35 protein-coding genes are annotated in these 19362 nt (G+C 40.5%); all 35 read right to left on the bottom strand.

Going from position 1 to position 19362, the window contains the following annotated elements; translation table 11 throughout:
• Nucleotides 1-3 precede the first annotated feature (3 nt).
• Nucleotides 4-351: a hypothetical protein gene (locus tag ACKVDP_RS11925; RefSeq protein WP_409229099.1), complete on the bottom strand. Its 348-nt coding sequence runs from the start codon at nt 349-351 to the stop codon at nt 4-6.
• Between the two features lies 1 nt (nt 352).
• Nucleotides 353-688 (bottom strand): hypothetical protein, encoded by a 336-nt coding sequence (locus tag ACKVDP_RS11920; protein WP_409229098.1) that lies wholly within the window; start codon nt 686-688, stop codon nt 353-355.
• On the bottom strand, nt 681-1049 hold the full coding sequence (locus ACKVDP_RS11915; protein WP_409229097.1) for a hypothetical protein: 369 nt from the start codon (nt 1047-1049) through the stop codon (nt 681-683). The genes ACKVDP_RS11920 and ACKVDP_RS11915 overlap by 8 nt, the downstream gene beginning before the upstream one ends.
• On the bottom strand, nt 1036-1305 hold the full coding sequence (locus ACKVDP_RS11910) for a hypothetical protein (protein ID WP_409229096.1): 270 nt from the start codon (nt 1303-1305) through the stop codon (nt 1036-1038). Before ACKVDP_RS11910 ends, ACKVDP_RS11915 begins: the two co-directional genes overlap by 14 nt.
• A 1-nt stretch (nt 1306) precedes the next feature.
• Nucleotides 1307-1534: a Rho termination factor N-terminal domain-containing protein gene (locus ACKVDP_RS11905; RefSeq protein ID WP_409229095.1), complete on the bottom strand. Its 228-nt coding sequence runs from the start codon at nt 1532-1534 to the stop codon at nt 1307-1309.
• Nucleotides 1535-1581: 47 nt separating this feature from the next.
• Nucleotides 1582-2565: a N4-gp56 family major capsid protein gene (locus ACKVDP_RS11900; RefSeq protein ID WP_409229094.1), complete on the bottom strand. Its 984-nt coding sequence runs from the start codon at nt 2563-2565 to the stop codon at nt 1582-1584.
• Between the two features lie 16 nt (nt 2566-2581).
• Nucleotides 2582-3172 (bottom strand): phage scaffolding protein, encoded by a 591-nt coding sequence (locus ACKVDP_RS11895; protein WP_409229093.1) that lies wholly within the window; start codon nt 3170-3172, stop codon nt 2582-2584.
• 184 nt (nt 3173-3356) lie between these two features.
• A complete protein-coding gene (locus ACKVDP_RS11890) occupies nt 3357-3632 on the bottom strand; it encodes a hypothetical protein (RefSeq protein ID WP_409229092.1) in 276 nt (91 codons plus the stop codon).
• 30 nt (nt 3633-3662) lie between these two features.
• Nucleotides 3663-4607, bottom strand: coding sequence for a structural protein (locus tag ACKVDP_RS11885; protein ID WP_409229091.1), 945 nt, complete (start codon nt 4605-4607; stop codon nt 3663-3665).
• 10 nt (nt 4608-4617) lie between these two features.
• Nucleotides 4618-6087, bottom strand: a complete 1470-nt coding sequence (locus tag ACKVDP_RS11880) for a phage portal protein (protein WP_409229090.1) — start codon at nt 6085-6087, stop codon at nt 4618-4620.
• Nucleotides 6087-7520: a phage terminase large subunit gene (gene terL / locus ACKVDP_RS11875; protein ID WP_409229089.1), complete on the bottom strand. Its 1434-nt coding sequence runs from the start codon at nt 7518-7520 to the stop codon at nt 6087-6089. The genes ACKVDP_RS11880 and terL overlap by 1 nt, the downstream gene beginning before the upstream one ends.
• Entirely contained in the window at nt 7517-8104 is a 588-nt protein-coding gene (locus ACKVDP_RS11870) for a terminase small subunit (protein ID WP_409229088.1), read from the bottom strand. The genes terL and ACKVDP_RS11870 overlap by 4 nt, the downstream gene beginning before the upstream one ends.
• On the bottom strand, nt 8092-8568 hold the full coding sequence (locus ACKVDP_RS11865; RefSeq protein ID WP_409229087.1) for an HNH endonuclease: 477 nt from the start codon (nt 8566-8568) through the stop codon (nt 8092-8094). Before ACKVDP_RS11865 ends, ACKVDP_RS11870 begins: the two co-directional genes overlap by 13 nt.
• 12 nt (nt 8569-8580) lie before the next feature.
• Nucleotides 8581-8808 (bottom strand): hypothetical protein, encoded by a 228-nt coding sequence (locus ACKVDP_RS11860; protein WP_409229086.1) that lies wholly within the window; start codon nt 8806-8808, stop codon nt 8581-8583.
• Entirely contained in the window at nt 8805-8996 is a 192-nt protein-coding gene (locus ACKVDP_RS11855; RefSeq protein WP_409229085.1) for a hypothetical protein, read from the bottom strand. Before ACKVDP_RS11855 ends, ACKVDP_RS11860 begins: the two co-directional genes overlap by 4 nt.
• A 246-nt stretch (nt 8997-9242) precedes the next feature.
• Entirely contained in the window at nt 9243-9632 is a 390-nt protein-coding gene (locus tag ACKVDP_RS11850; protein ID WP_409229084.1) for a sigma factor-like helix-turn-helix DNA-binding protein, read from the bottom strand.
• A complete protein-coding gene (locus tag ACKVDP_RS11845; RefSeq protein ID WP_409229083.1) occupies nt 9625-9759 on the bottom strand; it encodes a hypothetical protein in 135 nt (44 codons plus the stop codon). Before ACKVDP_RS11845 ends, ACKVDP_RS11850 begins: the two co-directional genes overlap by 8 nt.
• 11 nt (nt 9760-9770) lie before the next feature.
• Nucleotides 9771-10292 carry a hypothetical protein gene (locus ACKVDP_RS11840; RefSeq protein WP_409229082.1) on the bottom strand — a complete coding sequence of 174 codons (522 nt, stop codon included), beginning with the start codon at nt 10290-10292 and terminating at the stop codon, nt 9771-9773.
• Entirely contained in the window at nt 10292-10654 is a 363-nt protein-coding gene (locus ACKVDP_RS11835; RefSeq protein WP_409229081.1) for a RusA family crossover junction endodeoxyribonuclease, read from the bottom strand. Before ACKVDP_RS11835 ends, ACKVDP_RS11840 begins: the two co-directional genes overlap by 1 nt.
• A complete protein-coding gene (gene dut / locus ACKVDP_RS11830; RefSeq protein ID WP_409229080.1) occupies nt 10655-11113 on the bottom strand; it encodes a dUTP diphosphatase in 459 nt (152 codons plus the stop codon).
• Between the two features lie 463 nt (nt 11114-11576).
• Nucleotides 11577-11831, bottom strand: a complete 255-nt coding sequence (locus ACKVDP_RS11825; protein ID WP_409229079.1) for a hypothetical protein — start codon at nt 11829-11831, stop codon at nt 11577-11579.
• A complete protein-coding gene (locus tag ACKVDP_RS11820) occupies nt 11824-12246 on the bottom strand; it encodes a hypothetical protein (RefSeq protein WP_409229078.1) in 423 nt (140 codons plus the stop codon). The genes ACKVDP_RS11825 and ACKVDP_RS11820 overlap by 8 nt, the downstream gene beginning before the upstream one ends.
• Nucleotides 12247-12258: 12 nt before the next feature.
• On the bottom strand, nt 12259-12657 hold the full coding sequence (locus ACKVDP_RS11815) for a single-stranded DNA-binding protein (RefSeq protein WP_409229077.1): 399 nt from the start codon (nt 12655-12657) through the stop codon (nt 12259-12261).
• Nucleotides 12638-12805 carry a hypothetical protein gene (locus tag ACKVDP_RS11810; protein WP_409229076.1) on the bottom strand — a complete coding sequence of 56 codons (168 nt, stop codon included), beginning with the start codon at nt 12803-12805 and terminating at the stop codon, nt 12638-12640. Before ACKVDP_RS11810 ends, ACKVDP_RS11815 begins: the two co-directional genes overlap by 20 nt.
• 79 nt (nt 12806-12884) lie before the next feature.
• Nucleotides 12885-13175 (bottom strand): hypothetical protein, encoded by a 291-nt coding sequence (locus tag ACKVDP_RS11805; protein WP_409229075.1) that lies wholly within the window; start codon nt 13173-13175, stop codon nt 12885-12887.
• 237 nt (nt 13176-13412) lie between these two features.
• Nucleotides 13413-13745: a hypothetical protein gene (locus ACKVDP_RS11800; protein WP_409229074.1), complete on the bottom strand. Its 333-nt coding sequence runs from the start codon at nt 13743-13745 to the stop codon at nt 13413-13415.
• Nucleotides 13746-13748: 3 nt separating this feature from the next.
• Nucleotides 13749-14033: a hypothetical protein gene (locus ACKVDP_RS11795; protein ID WP_409229073.1), complete on the bottom strand. Its 285-nt coding sequence runs from the start codon at nt 14031-14033 to the stop codon at nt 13749-13751.
• A 43-nt stretch (nt 14034-14076) separates the two neighbouring features.
• On the bottom strand, nt 14077-14724 hold the full coding sequence (locus tag ACKVDP_RS11790; RefSeq protein ID WP_409229072.1) for an HNH endonuclease signature motif containing protein: 648 nt from the start codon (nt 14722-14724) through the stop codon (nt 14077-14079).
• Entirely contained in the window at nt 14717-15196 is a 480-nt protein-coding gene (locus tag ACKVDP_RS11785; RefSeq protein ID WP_409229071.1) for a 3D domain-containing protein, read from the bottom strand. The genes ACKVDP_RS11790 and ACKVDP_RS11785 overlap by 8 nt, the downstream gene beginning before the upstream one ends.
• A gap of 9 nt (nt 15197-15205) precedes the next feature.
• Nucleotides 15206-15982 (bottom strand): DNA-methyltransferase, encoded by a 777-nt coding sequence (locus ACKVDP_RS11780; RefSeq protein WP_409229070.1) that lies wholly within the window; start codon nt 15980-15982, stop codon nt 15206-15208.
• Nucleotides 15983-15993: 11 nt separating this feature from the next.
• On the bottom strand, nt 15994-16125 hold the full coding sequence (locus ACKVDP_RS11775; protein ID WP_409229069.1) for a hypothetical protein: 132 nt from the start codon (nt 16123-16125) through the stop codon (nt 15994-15996).
• On the bottom strand, nt 16118-16324 hold the full coding sequence (locus tag ACKVDP_RS11770) for a hypothetical protein (protein ID WP_409229068.1): 207 nt from the start codon (nt 16322-16324) through the stop codon (nt 16118-16120). Before ACKVDP_RS11770 ends, ACKVDP_RS11775 begins: the two co-directional genes overlap by 8 nt.
• Before the next feature lie 10 nt (nt 16325-16334).
• Nucleotides 16335-18185, bottom strand: coding sequence for a DnaB-like helicase C-terminal domain-containing protein (locus ACKVDP_RS11765; protein ID WP_409229067.1), 1851 nt, complete (start codon nt 18183-18185; stop codon nt 16335-16337).
• Between the two features lie 5 nt (nt 18186-18190).
• Nucleotides 18191-19015, bottom strand: a complete 825-nt coding sequence (locus tag ACKVDP_RS11760; RefSeq protein ID WP_409229066.1) for a DUF4373 domain-containing protein — start codon at nt 19013-19015, stop codon at nt 18191-18193.
• 35 nt (nt 19016-19050) lie between these two features.
• Nucleotides 19051-19362 (bottom strand): ERF family protein (locus tag ACKVDP_RS11755; protein WP_409229065.1); only part of this gene is annotated, 312 nt, incomplete at its 5' end.

Here is a 19362-nt window from a genome sequence, read left to right as displayed (position 1 = left end):
AATTTATCCCTCCAATTTCTTTAATATCGTGTATTCGATGGACGATGAAAAAGCCTTTTTCTCATCCTCTGGAATGGGTGGTGTCTCAAAGCCTGTACACCTTAGGGCTTGAATCTCCTTAAGGGCCGCCTTTATCTCCTTCTTGTAGACATCCATAGCCGGGTAGTCACTGGCTGGTATATATGCGATCACGTCAAGGACCCTCTGCCCCGTCCTGTTGCTCCCAACAGATGGTATCTGATTCCCCTCAATTACCACACAATACCTGGTAGTGCATTCCCCTGTATGGATACCAGGAGGATAAGGGTTTAGACTATGTTCCTTTAATTTATCATATACGGTTTTCCACATATCAAATCACCTTCTTGTAAGCCCTTAGCACCTCAGGGGCATTCTTTTGTATGGTCGGGTAGAGTATCGCATACCTCTTGTCATTGGCCAGTTCAAGCCATACGGAATAATCCATGTTGCCAGATAGGGTAATTACAAGCTTTCTGTTCTTCCATCCAAAGCTACCCTGGATTGAGTTTCTGGCATTGGATGTCCTATCTGTCCATGGTGCGTTTCTCTTGGCATCAGCTTCCATCTTCTTGGCCGCTGTATCTGCGAACAATCCAAGGGCCGCCTGTGCCTTCATGTAGGTCTTAGCAGCTGAGAATGTTGACTTGGTCTTGTTATGCCTAAACATATGAAACAGCCTCCAACTCAACCTGCTTACATATGTCATAGAAGTTGTTGACAAAAGCAACCTTGAAGTCAATCCCATCAGTTGTGAATGTGTCTCCACGCTTGATGTCTGCATCTCCACTGGCTAATAGCTTCCACACCCCACCTGCTGCATAACCTACAATCATCCCTGAAGTGTCAATGATTTCCCTGTTTGACCGTTTCTTGTAAATCATCACAGACAGGTCAAATGGGTCAAGCTCAACAGTGATTGTTCCACCATAGCCATTACCCTGTTCCTCTGTGCGCTGTATAGTGATGGTTGTTGGATTGTGGGCTATCATGTCATCAATATATTTCTTGTAGTAATCACTCCCTACCATCAGCTCTCACCACCGTTGCGGTCATGCTCTGCCTATACTGGAATGCAAGGGTCATAAAATGGTTTTTAGGTGAAGGAATCTCCACATCCCCAAGCTTTATAGCCGGGATGTCCGCCTTTTTAAGGAGCAGTTCCCTTATAAGCGCCCTGTAACCATCCTCATCAACAACACCTTCCAACCTGCTAGCGAGGTATTGGTCTGTATAGTATGGGTAATTGTCCTCATCAAGCTTGTCTCTTATATCCATCAAGTCCATACTACTCACCCCTTAAGGCTTCAATAAGCTCTGCCTTTCTCATTGAGCTGTAACCCTCAATACCCTCTTCCTTTGCCATATCCTTAAGCTCAAGAACGGTGAATTGCTCAAGGTCCTTCTGCTCAACTACTTCCTCAATCACCTCAACAGGCTCAGGCTTGATTTCAACCTCAACCTTAAGTGGTTTCTTTGCTTCCTCTTGTTTCTGGTGGTATCTCCTTAGTAGCATTGATTCACCTCTTTCCTATAAAAGAAAAGACGGAGGAAATCCCCCGTCTATGCTTTTGTCTTAAGTTTTACAACTTTGCTATCGTCTGCCAATTCTGCAACATAGTATTCTGATGCAGCTATAACAGTTGTCCTCTTAAGGATGTCTCTGTCATCCTCAATGTTTGCTCTTTCCTTCAGGTAGATAGCAAGTGATCCAGGCTTAACAACAAAGTTGTCATAAACATGGCTTGTTACCTCATAGTAAGTCGCTATGTCGCCAACATCAGGAGTCTCAACCGCTGTATATACTCCCGCTGCTTCTGTGTAGTAAGTTTTTTCAGCGTCAAGAGACTCGTCAGCAGTAATGGTATATACTGGATTCTTCTTGATTTTACTAGCTGCCACAACCTGGCATCCTGCAATCTCGCCAATAACTCCGGACATAAATGCGTTAGGTACGTTGTCGATGAAGTCCTGGTCTTTTCTTAGGGTTCCCTTTTGTAGTGGGTGGATAAGCAGTATCTTAGGCTCATCATCCTCTTCCTCGAATTTATCAACAGCGTTGACGATTGGATCGTATCCAATTACAGCAGCACTACCGTCATATTCAAGGGTTGCCTCTCCAAGAGCAGCCAGACAATCACTGTCTACCTTGTCATTTATGGATTTGATTATTTGTGTGTTAGCCTCTCCGATTGGGTCGCCATATCCAGAGTTAACAGCCTTGTCGGTAATCTCTACCGCTTTACCTGCCTCTTTTATGGTTGCAGTTGCAGTAGTAGTCTCAAGAACAACTGTTCCCATTGCTACTCCCTCAGTAAGGTCATCAGCTTCACCGATGTACTTGAATTGTGGAATGGTAATTGTGTCGCCAGCCTGTCCCACTAGAGTTGTGTCAACATTTGCAAGTGGTGCAAATCTCAACTTAGTAGGTAGAGCAGCTGAAATCATGTCAGCCATAACCTCAGGGTTTACCATGTTTGTCAGTTTTGTTTCTCCTGATGCGTGAAACTGTAGATTAAGTGGCATTGAAAATATTGATTTTGTCATTTTCATCTCTCCTTTATTATCCTTTTAACTCGTTGTATAGGTTAGGGTTCTCTGTGAAGAGCTTGTTTCTTTCTGTGTAACCCATTTTGTTAAACTCTTCCTTTGTGATAGCCTGTCCCTTCTTCCTGGCACCGCCTCCCAAGCTTCCGCCTGTTCCTGGTGGTGGTGTCTCCTCAAACAGATACGGGTCGGATTCCTTTAGTGCTGTGATGGCCGCCTCCATATCCTTGTCAATGTTCTTGCTTGTCTTTAAGCTTTCCATGTCAAGTAGCGCCTTGGCCGCCTTTATATTCTTGGCTCCCCTCAGTGCGCTCTCAATGCTATGCTCAAGCTTAAGGGCCTCAATTTGGGCCTGTGCATCCTTCTCAGCCTGCTCGTACTTTGTCTTATAATCATCAGCAGCCTTTTTGATGGCTTCAACATCCATCTCTTTGAAGGATTCTATTTCCTTGTTGGCATCAACAAGTTGCTTCTTTGCGCTTGCAAGCTCTGTTTCCTTGGCCTTTACGTCACTTTTAAACTTTTCAATGTCTCTTCCGTTCTCTGCCATTATCTTTTCAATGGCTTCATCCTCAAGTCCTAAACCTTTAAGAAATTCTCTATTCATAATTCCCTCCTATATCTACGCTTTTATTCGTGGTCGCCTCACGTGATTTGTCAATGTATCGTCATGACCTACGTATTTGAACAGTTTAAAGCCTTATTCAGGGCATGAAAAAACCACCCTTTCGAGTGGTCATGTAATAAGTATGAATAAGTCTATTTCACTTGTTCACCTCCTGTATTAAGTTTTATAAGTCATCATCCTCAAAATCCACAAAGTCATCATAGAAATAATCAGGCTCCCCAGGTTGCCATCTTAAGCGACACATATCAATTACATAAGACTTGACTATATCGTGGGCCCTTTCCTCATCCATAGAGGCATCTAGTAGGCTCTTATACATGGCCTCTGCTGTCAAGGCTACCTCTTCCATTAAGTATTCCCTTAAATCCCTTAGAGCGTGTCTTATGTCCTCGGCCTCCATAATCTTTTCAGCTTCGTTAACAAGGTTCTTTTTATTCATAGGCCCACCTCCTCATATGCTTTTTACCCTCTAGAGTGGTTTTGTAGCAAAATATTCGCCATACTCCTTGTACCATTGGTCAAGCATTGGGTTTTCTTCGCCATATATCCAGCTGTTAAGTTCCTCAGCCACCTCATCAAGAGACTTAGGTATATAAGGCAACATTGAGCAAAGTCCATTTGGATGATCTAAGGGTACATCATCCTTTGGGTATATCACCCCATGCCTGTCAATGCAAATCTGACAAGTCCTGCCATGTATTAAAGCACTCTGCCACTCTATCCCTTCGACAAATGGATTCATACCGGATGATTGGATGGTCGCATTCTGATAGGCATGATTGATGCTGGTCCTTGCAAGTCTCATTGCGTTGTAGTCAATATTCTTATATGCAAGCATTGGGTAAGCCTTACCCCAATTAGAGGGCCTTTCCGCTGCCGGCTTAACAAATTGCTCAAGGTCCTCTGCCAGTTTGGTGGCGGATTTCTTTTCAGTGATACCCTGGGCTATGATTGTCTCAATATCCTTCTTATTGTCCCCTGTTGCCTGCCATATCCTATTTGATAAGGTCTTGTTGTCCTTGTATAGTCCGCCTGAGACAATATCAGCCACAACATTTTTCTGTACCTGTGACAATGCAGTTGTGAAGTGGTCGCCAACATCAAGCTCTGCTCTCTCAAACATCATTGACAATAGCTTGCCTTGTCCCTTGGCGGCCTCTTGTGCTGCCCTTGTGGTGTAGTCTCTGACACTCTTGTTCAACTCTCTGGCCAGTTCAGCCCTCACCCTTGTCAATTCCTTCTGGTAGTCCATCAGCCACCTTTTACTGAGGGTCCTGTCTCCTGCCTTTTTAGCCCTTTCAGCCAGTGACTGGATGGAATCATCATATAATCTCAACACATCCCTCTGTTGGGCCAATGTAAGCCTTGAAACGTTTTGCCTGGTCTGTCTGGATATTCTCTCGTATTCGTTCAAGCCTTATCACCTACTCTTCCAATGGGACAATACCTTCTCCAATATCAAGGTTTAAATCCTGGGTATATGAATCCTGAAGCATGGCCTTTTCTCTCTGAATCTGCTCAAGTTCGGTATCAATATCAATATCTCCGCCCCACTTCTTCATATAGCTTGACCTGCTTCTGACCTCAGCGACTACCTCCTGCATATCAATGCCCTTCTCTATATCCTCATCCTCTTGCAGTGGGAATGTAAGTTCTATGTTTGTTGTAGTCTCATAGCCTGCAATCTGTCTTGCTCCATATACGTTATAGGCATCAACCATCTTGAAGATATATTCAACCATCTGTCTCAGTGCAGGTCCCCACTCTGAGAAGTCCTCTTCACAAACTGCCTTAAGTCCCCAATATAGGGCCTTCATACTCTTGCCTGATTGTATTACGCCCTTAAGCTCCTCAAGGGACACATTGGGTACATCCATCAGGTCATACATATCATTCTTAATCCTGCCGATTGTGTCCTCAAATTTGGCTTTGTAGGAGAATCCAGATTCAAGCCTCTCCATCCTTGCCTGTCTGCCCTCTGACCCTTGTCTCACATCGGTCTGTAGGTCTATCATGGCCCCTGGTGCAATCTTTATATCCTTAAGGCTCTGCTCGTCTGCATCAGTCACTACATCCTGGCCAAACATTTGAAACTTTAAAGCGTCTATGTCATCGCTTGTAAGCTTGTTGTATGCATCCTGATTGGGCCACAACTCAGCAACATCAGATACTCCCTCTGTCTCCCCTGTAAGTCCTCCGTTTTGTATGATAATAACCGGGATGAAATCAAGTTCAGTATTATAGTCCTGATATTCAACGCTCAGCGTCTCACCCTTGCCATTGTGGGTACTCTCGTTTAGGATGCATCTGCTCTTTCCTGCCTCACTTGTGACCAATTCCCACACCTGCTTCTTTATACGTTGATTCTCTGCCTCCTGCTCATTATTCATGGCATAAAGAAAGACCACCTTTTCCAGCTGGTCCACATCGTCAATGTTATATTGTGGGAAAAACTCCTGTGCCGGCGAGAATATAATCCTGACACCCTGTTCCTTGTGTCCCCAAAGCTTTATTGCGACCTTGCCACCTATTGAACAATCCTTCCTTGCCTTTAGAAGCTTTGCATGGAATTTGTTATCATCAAGTATTTTGTGTAGAAGGTCCTCCTTCTCCTGTGCCTGATCCTGATAGGTAGTTGATCCCTTCTCATCCTCGTATATGCTCCTTATGTCAAAGTATGGCTCCTTGCCAAACATGAACCTTGCCCTAGTGTTTACAATCTTCTTGATGTAGTTTGTCACCTTCTGAGTGGGGACATAGTCCAAATCACTTAATACGCTCCACTTCTGGCCACCTGAGTATATGGCATACATCCTGTTAATCTCACTTACCCTTTGAAGCTGGTCGCCATACACCCCTTCAAGCTCTGCCTTTAATAGCTCGTTATAGTCCATTAACTCCTTGCCCCCTTCCCTGAATAGCTGCGTTTCCTGATACTAATCTTATTTAAGACAACCTCACATACCCCCGTTGTAGCATCCGGAGCATCATCGTGTGGATTCTTGCCCTCTTTCTGGTACTCGTTCATAGCCTTGAAATACTCTGGCCATCTGTCAATCCAATTAACAGGGTAGTATATGTGTTCCATAACCCAGCTGGCATTGGATAATATCCTTGCCTTCTTGTTCTGCGACTGGTGGAACCATATCACCTTTGTCTTGTTGGTCTTGTACTTGTTCAATAGATGGCTTTCAACCTGTCTTGCAAATCCTCGACCGCCATTGTTTGACTCGACATAAGCGATGTTAACCTCATGCTCATAAAGCCTCTTAGCGACCTCGACCTCTGTTTCCTCCATCGGCTTTTGCGTGTAGTATATGTCAATGATATAGGCTTCCATGTTATATACTCCAAACACAATCGTACAAAGGAAGTCGCTTCCCTCGTCTGCTGTATCTGTATATGAATAAATCCCCTCAAATAGAGGATTCCCTTCCTCGTCTTTTGGTATGTCCTTATATGTCTTAAAGCTACTGTATAGCTTGCCTCGTATATCCACTGGCTCCTGGTCATAGTTTGCCCTTACAATCTCAGGGCTCATTGCTGAAGCTTTTGACCTGTAACCTTTATAGCTTAGCACCTCAGGACATAGCATTCTGCCCTCTCCTAAATGTGCCTTAAGGCTTACGTGCCTGTATTTCTTTTTCTCAGCCTTGCACCATTCAAGCGCCCTACCTGCTAAATCCTTAGTGGACCATCTTGTCATGATGATTATTATCTTTCCGCCTTCCTCAAGTCTTGAAAGCATTGTATCGGTAAACCATGTCCAGTGGTTGTTGAGGACATTCGCATTGTATGCCTCACTTGATAACTTTATAAGGTCGTCAATGATAATTACATCAGCACCAAAGCCTGTCGCTGTTCCTGTTGGTGATGTTGCGAGATAGTTGTTATATCCACCCTCAAGGCTCCACAGATTCATAGCGCCATCCCCACGCTTGATTCTCACCCCTGGGAATATGTCGGTGTAGACAATCCTGTCCTCGTCCGCCTTTTCCTCCTGGATGCCATTTCTGACATTCTTTGAAAAATTGGTGGATAGTGTTTCATTATAGGACCCTGTCATGATCTTCTTTGTCTTGTCCCTGCCTAGAATCCATTGGGAAAGCATAACTGCAGTTCTACTCTTGCCATGTCTGGGAGGGGCATTAAGAATCATTACATCATCGTCTGAATCAAGGAAGTCTTGAAGCTCGTTGCAAGTATTGACTAGGTATTCTCTATCTTCAAGGTAGAAGTCATCAGCTAATAGATTGCAAAAATAAAAAAACTCACGTCTTGCGAGTTCCATCCTTGCACCTTTTTTGATTGTATCTATATCCATCATTTCTGGATCAACTTCTTAAGCTCTGCTGTTGTCAGTCCCTCGAATGGATTACAGCCCTCTATCCTTCCGCTGTGCTCTACCTTGTCAGTAAACATCCCTATATTTTTGCCTATGAGTTCAAGAGCTCTCTGCTTATCGTATAGCTTAAACTTGAATGTACCCTTGTCAGTGATAGATACTTCTTGTATTGCGCTTGTATCTACTCCCTTGCTCTCAAGTACCTCGATGATTGTTTGATAGCCTATGATTGGCTTTCCATCTTCATCATAGTCAACAATAGTCTTTTCAGGTCTGTACTCAAGATAGTTTCCTATGTCTGCAAATCCTATCTTTGCAAGCTCTTTAAGGACCCTCTTTCCACTGACTATACCCTCATCTTCTGCTTCTTTTTTTAACCTACTTTGTAGTGCTTGATACCTTGTGAAAACCTTGGGTATTTTTAACATATTACTTGCTTGACTATCAACATTCTCGTCTTTCCATTTTTTGCTTGAAGGGTAAGCTATTCTGTAAGCCTCCCTCTGTGATTTTCCACTTATTAACTCTTGTACAAATTTTTCTTGCTTGAGGGTTAGTTTTTCCATTTCTTCATCCCCCTCATCATATGAACAACATTATCGTGCGCATGCTCATTTATATGGCAATCCGAACACAAGCATTGACCATTGTTTAAATCAACTCTGCCTTTAGGATAATCCGCCCATTTTACTATGTGATGAGCCTCTAAATTCTCGGTCTTACCACATATTTCACACACACCCCTGGACAATACATTTTTTCTCCATTGCCTTACCCTGTAATCATTCCTATCCACCACAAATAAATCATTGTCGCTTAGTAGGTATTTTAAAAATTCCTCCCTCAATAATGATTTCAACAATAGTACAGCTGCTTTTTTTCTATAGATATTGTAGTCTCCTAACAATACCGCGATGCTGTCAATTATGTTGCTAATTGGATCATCTAGCAATCTGTAATTGTTTGACTTAAAGCAAGCATTGTTATAGAAACTAATCCCTTGCAGCTTATTTAATTGCTTATCATTCACAATGCTCACCTCCTACTTATATCTTGTCTGCCTCACCCTACCATTGACCCTCTCATATGTATTGACTTTCTCCATGCATTCCCTTAAATCCTCGTATGCTCCAACCTTACTAACTCCACCATGACATAAGGGACAAGCAAAGTAATTACCCATGACCTCAGCCTTTCTGATTCCATCTGCTGGGATGATAAATGATAATTTACATTTGTTACATTCTAGAATTATGTATTCTTCATTCACTTCACCGCCCCTTTCTGTATGTTGATATACCTGTCTTTATACTCCCTCTTATCCATTGTTAGCCTTCTCACTGATTCCTTGAGATAGCTGTTAATCGGCTCAATGCCCTCCTGAATAAATTTAATGACACAATAGCACCCATATTGACTTCTCATGTGCGTGTGCTGTCCTGTGTGCGTGTTTACCACTATGTAACCCCTTCTTATCTTCTTGACTTTCAGATGGTCTGTTCTGATAGAATCTCCACCTTCCAACTCGTAAGTATTTCTTACCAGTTCATATTTTGGACATACTAAAGGAGCCTGCCCCAGTGACAAGCTCCCTAGAAAGGAGGTATATAAAGATGAACCTTTGTTTGTTTATATTTCTACTGACTACACTATAACACATGTAAATAGTCGCATTCTATCACATTTGTAAAGTTTTCTGATTATTTATAAACTTTCTAAACATTTAGCATGGATTCTGTGCATATGTTGCCATGTTTGGCCCATCTCAACCGCCACTTCCTCCCATGTAAGGCCCTTTATGTATCTTAACCTCATAAGTCTTTTTTCTCTCTCTGGTAGCTTAGATATTGCATCCTCGATATATCCCATTTCCTTGTAGGCTTTCTCAAGCTCCTTGTTGATTTTCTTTTGTACTTGCATTTTCTGATGTAGTAGGTCAGTCCACTTGTCAGGATCAGGTGTTGTCTGTACCCTGTCATCTCCCATTGATGATGTTATCTTTTGAAGTGTAGTGTCTAATTCTAAAAGCCTATCCTCTAACTCCTGAATATTTTCCATAATCCATTTATATTCTTTCAGTCTCTCTTTATTCATATGCACCTACCATTTCAATGTATATATAGCGATTCTCCAATATCTCTATTTTGCCCTGACGAAAATATTCCTTGGTGATTCTTATTTTATCCCTAAAATTATCAAATTCTATTAATAAAACTGTCACAGAATCCCTCCCTATAATATTGGCTTAACCGGGTTCCCATAGCGGCTAAACTCACTCAAGCAGTTTATGCAATAAAACCTAGCACCATCTATCACATTTTCAACTTCGTTTATCCGTTTGCTTTTGCAATGTGGGCAAATGCCCATGTCAGCAATTTCCCCTGTCACTATTTCTTTTTTGACCGGGATATCCCTGGGCCTCTCAATCTCTTTTAATTCAGGGTAAGTATTCCTCAAGTAAACAATCTTGGTTTGCACTGAAGCGTGGGTCCTTTTTAACCTCAATGAAATTTCCGCATTTGTAAGTTTACCCAGGTTTAATTTTATAAACTCGACCTCTGAGTCTTGCCATTGCCTCTTAGTCTGTTTGTGTTTTGGTAAAAAATCAGGGTCTTTCTTCTTTAGGCTCTGAATCTTTATGTCTACTGAGCTTTTGGTCCTATCAAGGTTTAGTCCAATTTTCTCATATGTCATTTTTCTATAATTGGCAAGAAGATAATCAACTTCTTCTTCTGTCCATTTTCTCTTTTTCATCAATCCACCTCCTGAATATTTACCTCTATCCTCGGATTCTTCTTATCAACTTTAAATGTATTGCTCCAACCTGCATTTTCATTCCATCCATCATTTTTTATTACACCTGCTTCAACCAATCCATCCCATATAAATTTAACTGCTGCAGCAATGTTGTCTGGGTCCCTTCTTTTATCCTTAGCTATCCAAGTTATATCAAGATGCACCCTTTTCTTTTTAGGAACCTTCTTTGCTACCCAAGTGACAATATTAGTATTTTCCTTTTTCATTACTGCATAAGGTTGATAACCTTTTCTCCCCTTTTTAGCTGCATCTATAATTTCGTTCATTCCCGGCATCTCACCTGGTATGATTATCTTCATTTACACCCTCCCTGTTGAACCGAATCCCTTGCTCCCTCTCTCACTGTCTGTCAGACTTGCCACTCTAACAAGCCTAACCTGCGTGTAAGGTGTTATAATCATCTGTGCCACCCTTTCACCGCCTAATACCATGTAAGGCTCTGTACCCTCATTTAAAAGCCTGATGCCTATATTTCCCCTGTAATCACTGTCTATGATACCAACATCATTTATCAATGTTAATCTGTACTTGAATCCTAAGCCTGACCTTGGGACCACCATCCCAAAGTACCCCTCTGGAATCTCCACTGCTAACTCTGTCGGTATGTCGGCCCACTCTCCAGGCTGAATCATTATAGGATTTTCATTTGCCGCCCTTATGTCCAACCCTGCAGCATTCTCGTTTGCGTATGTCGGTCCTTGTCCTTCGTGCTTTATCCGCATTGTAGGTCTTAGTAATCTCTTTAGCTTATTTATCAATATAATTTCCCTCCCATCAACTCTCTCACCTTGTCCTCACCCATCCCTTGCTTGTAGTAATGATCTTGTAACCCTCTTTTAAGCCTTAGATTGAGTTCTAAGCCATTTTTACCATGCACCCCATGATTACCTCTGTGACAGTGATAACACAAGGCTATAACCGTTTCTGTGCGCTCCTGTTGTCTTCTCCTACCATTGCCTCCAAGGATATGATGTAATTCTACTCCTGCTCTACCGCATACCTCACAATATCCCTGGCTTCGTTCTAATACTGCTGCTACTATTTTTTTATTCATATTTGATTGTCCCATTGCATTCTACACAATAATGTTCCCACTCTCCCATTACTTTTTTAGTGGTCCATTTTGATTGTTTCATGTAGTCTAAAGCATCTTGAAAATCTTTGAATCCTGGGATGTAATTCCCGCAAGTGTCGCATTCGATATAATATTTGCCATACTCTTTATCTACACTCATTTCTATCGCCTCGCATGTTTATATATCTTAATAATTCCTCAAGTGTGTTATAATTTTTTGGATTTTCGGGAGTCCAATATATAACCTCACTTTTCCCTGGGTTGCCATTTCTATATTTAGTATGTGTTTCCCTTCTTATCGGGATGTTTTTGTATGTTGACACTTCCATTAATGCGTGTTCGTTAGTCATATTGATGTGACTTTCAAATTGCCATTTAATAAGTTTATCTAATTTATTCATCTCTCAACCTCCCACACATTGGACAAAATTTGTATTTTCTTCTTGGGCTTTTCTTTGTACTTTCATCAATGCCTTTGCAATAGTCGCATTTCATTGTCCCCCTGGATTTCATCAGCCTCATATAAGCATCTTTAGTTAAATAGAATCCGTTGTGTTCTTCTTTAAATTCCTCCCATTTAAAATGAAATGATGTTTCTTCTTCATCTGTCTCTGTTACTGCCAATAATGCATTTGTGACCTTTGCAATATAAACACCTTCATCACCTGTGAATCCTATGTCATCGCACTGTTCTTTTATATCTGACTTTAATTCCTCATATAATTCAACTGCGTGTTGTTTGGTTGGCAATGTTTCAAAATAAAATTCGTTTTCATCGCCATTATCCCTGTAAATTGCCACTATCCATAAATTCAACTTACCCCCTCCTTAAAATGGTACATCCTGATTATCGGCTGGTGTGAATCCTTCTGGCACTTCTTGTTTGTCTGGCCAGTCTATAATCTCAACATTGTTGGCATTTATCGTTGTAGTGTAGACCTTGTGACCATCTTTGTTGGTGTAGCTCCCTGTCTCAATCCTGCCCTGCACCGCTACCCTTTTGCCCTTTTGCAGGTAATTTGCCACAAATTCAGCTGTCTTACCGAATGCAACTACATTGATAAAGTCAACTGTTGGCTTATTCTGTGATTCCATTTCAGCTTTTTTCTCCTTGGAGTAGTCACGATCAACTGCCAGTGTAAAATTGGCAACTGCTGTGCCACCATTGGGTAAGTATTTCAGTTCAATATCCTTGGTAGTCCTGCCACTAATAATTGTTAGATTCATTGATTATTCCTCCTTTATATTCTTCAAAATCTTCTATCAGTTTCTTAAATATTGGTAAATACTTTTCAAATATCGGAATCAGCGCCTCTCCTATTTCTTTCGCCTTTTCTTCGTCTACCAATTCTATTAAACCATTGCGATCTTCCACCGCTATCCCTCCTCACCTAGTACCTTTTTGGCTTCCTCGATCGCTTCCATATGCGTTAATGCCGGAGTGTCTTTTGTCTTTATCGTTCATCTTCACCCTCCTTGTACTCTTGTAACCTCTTTCCAATATTTGATATTGCAAGGTCTGCTGTTGCTATACTATTGAGTAGGCTATACTCCAATTTTGAGAATATATTAAATGTGTATTCTGGAATCTTGTGGAAATGGTGTTCAAATGCTTCTCTGTCGGATTCCTCTTTGATGGTGTTGATCAATTTGTAATTGTCAAACATGAACCTCTGGAATTTCATAAAGCTATTGAATGATTGGTCCTTTTCAGCTAATACATAATAGAATCTTGATACGTCCACTAATTACCATCTCCTTTCATTTTTTGCCAAATATTATAGTAAACTTGCCATTCCGTATTATATGGTTCTTGTTCCAATAAATTATCCGGTAAATTAAACAACCTTTCTATAAAGTTTTTCCACATTCTTTCAGGTATGTCATTGTCACAGAAATGACATTGTTTTTCAAGATACATAATTCTTGTATTGCATCTAGGACAAACAAATTTATGTTCCACTAATTACCAACTCCTTTTTCTAATCTGGTGACTTCCACTCACTCCTAAGCTGATTATCCAAAATATTAAGCTCCATCTTGCTAATGCGTATCTTCTCAAGTGCTGTCTCATATAATGTGTTGGCAATGTCCCTTTCAAGCTTTAACTTTGCTATTGCCTTGTCACCCCTGCATATGTCGCTTATGATTGTCACTGGCTGCCCTGCATCTCGTTGTATGAGTATCTCCTTTGCCAGTGCAACCCTGTAGTCATGCTCTGCCTTGGCTTTGTCTTGTCCTCTCTTCTTTAGTATGTGTATTGCTTGATTAAGCTCCTGTCTGATTTTGTTCATCTCTTGGATTAAGTCCTGCATCTGTCACCTCCTGGCTCTTCCACACATAGGACAGTAAACATATTCATTTTCAATCGTAACAGTCAAGCAAGTCTCACAAGGTGCATCTTCCGACTTCTGCTTTTCCAGTTTCAAGGCATCTTCTGCAATCCTTGTTGCAAATGGGTCAGGAGAAACATCAATCACCTCTCTTAGGGCCTCCCTGTAAGCTTCGTACCTTACCTTATAGTAGTTGTTAGTCATTGCCAGGTGTCTATTTACGGTGTATGTTTTGTCAATATATTCTTGTGACAATATTTTTTCAGCCATCAATCCACCTCCTTGAATACCTCTAAATATTGCCTACCGAAATTTAATCTCCATAAAAGATTCCTTGCTCCCACCTTTCTGTAGTGTGCAACCTTGCGTGGCTCTCTCTATTCATTAATTTTAAATTCTCTAGTTTGTTGTTTTTACCATCACCGTCAATGTGGTGTACTATTTCATCGCTATCTAATTCTCTGCCTAGATATTTTTCCATAATTATTCTGTGCTCTTGTTTATATGTTCCATCTTCTTGTTTTAAATGGATATATTTATTGTTTTGGTGGTATACCCCGCCTTTCCAGCGGAAGGCATTCTGCCCTATCTTATTTTCCGACATCCAATCTCCATTACATTTTACTGAGCAGAAATTGTTTTCTTTTAATTTGTTAAAATAACGCTTAAATTTTATACCGCATTGATCGCAACTGATTATTATGTTTGTATTCAAGAGTGTTTTTGTTTTTGGATTTGTTCTATTCTTCGCTGCACACCCTGTTGAACAAAATTTAGTTGTCTTTCTTCTAGGTATAAATTCAATTCCACACTGAACACATGTAATAGGTTTCTTGGATCTACTTAATCCAGCACATTGCCTTGAACAATATTTACTTGCCTTAATGTCTTCTCTTATCAAATAGTTTTCACCGCATTGTTTGCATTTTCTCTCGATATATTTTCTATAATATTTATTCATATATAAACACCTCTAAGTTTTGTCTCCCGAAAGCTAGGGCATCAGAATGTTGTGAAAAGAAAACATCTAGCTTGTTTCCCTTGATTGCTCCGCCTGTATCCTGGACTATCCTTGTACCTATTCCCTCTATATAGACTTTTGTCCCCTCTGGTAATACATTTGGGTCTGCTGCTATTGTAATGCCCTCTGTGGCTCTCTCACCGCTTGAGGTGATGCCATCTGCATAAGGGCCACAACATAACTCACATGGACAATAGGCTGATACATTAAATTCACCGATGGATTCCATCTCTATGACTTCCTGGATGTTGTACTCCTCTTCGTATTCTTCCTGTGTCAATACGATATATTCAACTTCCACTACCTCTATGACTTCATCCACCTTGTCACCTTCAACAATCAATGTCACTTGTATCGTTATCAGGATTGTAAGTAGCCATAATGATATTATTCTGAATGGATGTATCTTCATAAGCACCTCCTAACCTATGCTTTCTTGTCCGAATAAAAATCTCATTTGAATACTACTAATCATTTTTTCTTGTGCCAATTTATAAAACTTCTTGTCAATCTCGAATCCATAAGCGTTTCTGTTCATTTCAGCAGCAGCCTTTATGGTTGTTCCACTTCCTGCCACTGGATCAATAACAACATCCCCTTCGTCAGTGAATATCCCTATCAGCTTTTTTAATACTGGAATTGGTTTTTGTGTTGGGTGTATCTTTGGCGTATCGTTATCTTTGGCCCACTCCATCCAGTTGAATATCATTTTCCCGTTATTATTAAACTTGGGTAGCTTATCTCTGTATAAAACAACTGCATGTTCTGTTGCTCCGACTATCCTCATATTTGCTTTTAGTACCTGGGATGAATAGTTCTTGATAAAAAACAATGGGTAGGAGTTCTCAAATCCGTATTTTTTACCATAATCAATAACCATCTGCATTTGCTCAAAAGCACAAAAGACAATCATTGCTGGTGCTTTTCCCCTCTCCTTTGGCTCTCTTATCAATAGCTTGTTGCAAAAGTGCATATATTCAGCTATGTTGAAGTTTGAATCAGTGTTGAAAAATTGCTTTCCTGCCTTGTTGCTTTCACCATTCTTGTTGTCTCCGTCAATGTACCATTCTGTACTGCTGGCATATGCGTTTTTCCCTAGATTATAGGGTATGTCTGCAATTACTAACTGTGCCCTTGGTATGTTGTAACGCTTAAAATTCTGGAAGTGATCGTTGTATAATTCTGCCTTTATGTTCATTGAGTGGCCTCCTATATTAGCTTGTAATAGAGATACGAAACCCTGTTGAGCAATACCCCTAATATCTTTCTAAATCCTGTCTGGTGGTCTGATACCGTCCTTATAATGTCAACTGATTCAAGCATCATATCTTTATCATTCATCGAATCCCTCCATTACCTCTTTGTGTGTGTATACTCCTATTTTTCTTAGCAACTGGCTTAACCCTTTTAACAACTTTTGGAAGTCTGGAAGGAATTTCTCCTTTTCCTCCTGTGGGATGTCACTGTTGAAAAAGTTTTCTGCCTTGTAATATCTTTCAAGTTGGTTGTTATATTCTCTTTTAGCCTCTGCAACTGTCATTTCATCCCTCCTAGAATGGGCAATCCTCACTTGTGGTTATCTGGAATCCTTCCGGGATTCCCTCGTCTTTGCTCATCTGCTTGACCCATGAATATTTCTTGTTCCTCTCAAGGTCATTGGTGTAATACCTCTTACTAAAGAAGTCGAATTTGAATAATATTTCCTGGTCGAATATTCCGTATTTTCTATCCTTGAATATTATCATCACATTGTTATATCCCATGTATTCTGGTGTCTGTTTCTCTTCTGCTGTAAGTCTGTGAAAGCCTATAACCCTATCTGCAAGGTCTGTTATATTGGCTGTACCTGATACTGAATACTTGTCAACCCTTTTCTGTCCTAATGCTGGCTTTCTTGGGTGTGCCACTAGATGCACCACTGCGTTGAATCTTCTGGCAAATGCTTTTAATTTGATTATCAACTTTGCCTGTTTCTCGTTATTGTCACCTTGTCCTGTGATGTTCATGGTTAGCATATTGTCAACTACAAATACATTGATTCCTTCTCTCTTTGCCATATACTCCATAGCTGATATGATGTTGTTGTCTGTTGCATAATCCTCGGTGTCAAACAGGTAAATCATGTCCTGATAGAATGCATCCAGGTAGTTATAGTATTTTGAATCAGGTATAGGTATATTCTGTTTTTTTACTGGGCAATCATAGGAAGTCAGATATTTGGACCCTGAAAGCTGTAAATCCATCCACTCCTTGAAATCTTCCTTGGGTAGTTCTCCTGAATATACAAATGTCCTATGTCCTGCCTCTATTCCATTGAGTATGATGTTGGATAATATTGTTGACTTGCCTGAACCGTTGTACCCTGTCCAGATTACAAGTTGACCTCCATACATACCGCCTATTAAACTATCTAATTCCTGGTAGCCTGTTGTAATGGCTTTTATTTGTCGGTAGTCCTTACGCTTTACATTTGCAAGGTTGGTAATGTAGTCCTTTTTTATTGGAGTAGCATTCTTTATGTGATTTCTGACCTCTTCTTTTGCCTCTTCAATGCCTTTTCTTTTGGCTACCTCATAGAGTAATACATTGGCATCCTTATATTCGCACTTGACTATCTTCAACTTCCAATCATCAAGCCTTGCTATGGCTTCCTGTTGGAACCCTTTCCCTGCTGCGTCATTATCTCCCCAAATTATCAACTCATCGAATTGTTCCATCCAGTCCCAGCATTCATCAAGCCATGTGAAGTCCTCTGTGCCACTTGGGATTGATACTGCGTTTTCAACTCCACACTCATCAAGTACCAACTTGTCAGGCTCACCCTCAATGATCACCAATGGTTTTGATGGGTCGCAATCATCCATCCCATAAAGTATTGGCCTTGTGTCTGCCTCTCTCCATGTTTTCCTTTCCTTCTTGCCATCCTTGTTTATATTAGGTTTCCTCGGTATCTTGTACTTGATAAAAATAATCTCACCATCGAGGTAATAGTTGAACATGATATTGTTGTTCTTGTCTGTTGTTATCTTGTTTTTGATAAGGGTTTCAACTGAAATCAACCTTGTCTGGAAGTATTCAATATTCTGTTTTGAAATGTCCTTTGCCTTAACCTCTGGCTTTTTATATATTTTCTTAGGTTTCCGATATTCCCTGAAATATGTTTCCTTTGATTCCACAATGTCCACCCCTAAATATTTTCCTAATGTGTGGAGATTTCCAACTTCTCCACAACTTCCCCTCAGACAGTTGTATGCTCCTGTTAACTTATTGATCCCGAATGTGTATTTGTCCTTATGTCTGCCACCATTACAGAATGGACAGTATAAAGCTTGTATCTCGCTTCCCTTTTCCCTGAATTGTCCCAGGTAAGGTTTAATCTTGTGTAGTTGTTCATGTTCCATTTACATCAACCCCTATTCAGGAAGTAGTTATCATCGTCTGGCAATGGTTTTTTCTGTGGTGGTTCACTTGCGTATTTTTCTTCAAGTATCTTTGCGAAATTAGTTGGTTGGAATATCCAATCAATATCTGCTTTCCACCCTCTCTTATTGTCACCTGCAAGGAATTTCATCCTACTTGCTTTATCAATTCCGCTAACAACTTCATCTATCCCGTACTCATTAATTCTTGCATTTATATGTTTCTTCCGTTCATCAGTAATCTTCCTTGGTTGTGGTAAATGTTTCAATTTATCCCGATACAATTTAATCACCTTTTGGACTTCTACTGTATTACTCTTCTCTTCTTTACTCTTCTCTTCTTTACTTTGTGTACTTTTATCAACGGAAACATCAGTTGTTGGTGAGTTTCTGTCATCAGAAACACTAGTTGTTGTTACATTATCTCTATCAGAAATGTCTATCAATAAATACTCTTGAATTACCTCTAGCCCTGTTCTTTTGTAAGTTGCGGTAAAATATTGATTCTGGATTCTCCTAGATGTTAGTATGTTATAAGTTTTATAGAGTTTTTCATCAAATAGGCCCCATTTAACACAATTATCAACAATAGTTATTAGTAGGTTTCTGTCGACAGAAACCCTGTTGCTGAATAGTATCTGTTCTTTGTCACCCCATTGGTAGTAATAACCCTCGGAGTATATTTTTTGATATAGCTTGATCAATATTGCGAATCCCTCAAGTCCATATTCCGCCTCTATGATTTCTACTTCATCACTCATAACAACATCTAGTGAAAAATAATCTAGCCCTGACTTCTGCGGTCTTGCCACTCTCTCACCTCCTGAGAGGGATTGCTCCCCTCTTGTTATGCTTGCATATCCTGCAATAGTTTTATAAGCTCGCTTGCTTCTGTAGCTGTCAAATCCTTAGATGAATCTTTGTTGTAGTTGTTCTTGATGTATGCCTTGATTCCTTTGGTGTAGTTCTTTTCCTCTACAAGAGTGTAGATATATTTGAGTTGCTTCTCGCTTGCCAGTTTCTCGCCTGATCCATTGTTTTTAGTCTGTGCTGGTGGAGGAGATGACTTCTTCTCATACGAGTTGGTTTCTTTTGCGTCTGGATCATCCTCATCTGTAGGTAGACCTAAACACTTTAACAAGAAGTATCTTTCCGAATA

This window comes from Gudongella ferriphila (genome assembly GCF_046224405.1).
Taxonomy (GTDB): Bacteria; Bacillota; Clostridia; order Tissierellales; family Tissierellaceae; genus Gudongella.
This window is presented reverse-complemented; position numbering and strand designations above follow the sequence as displayed.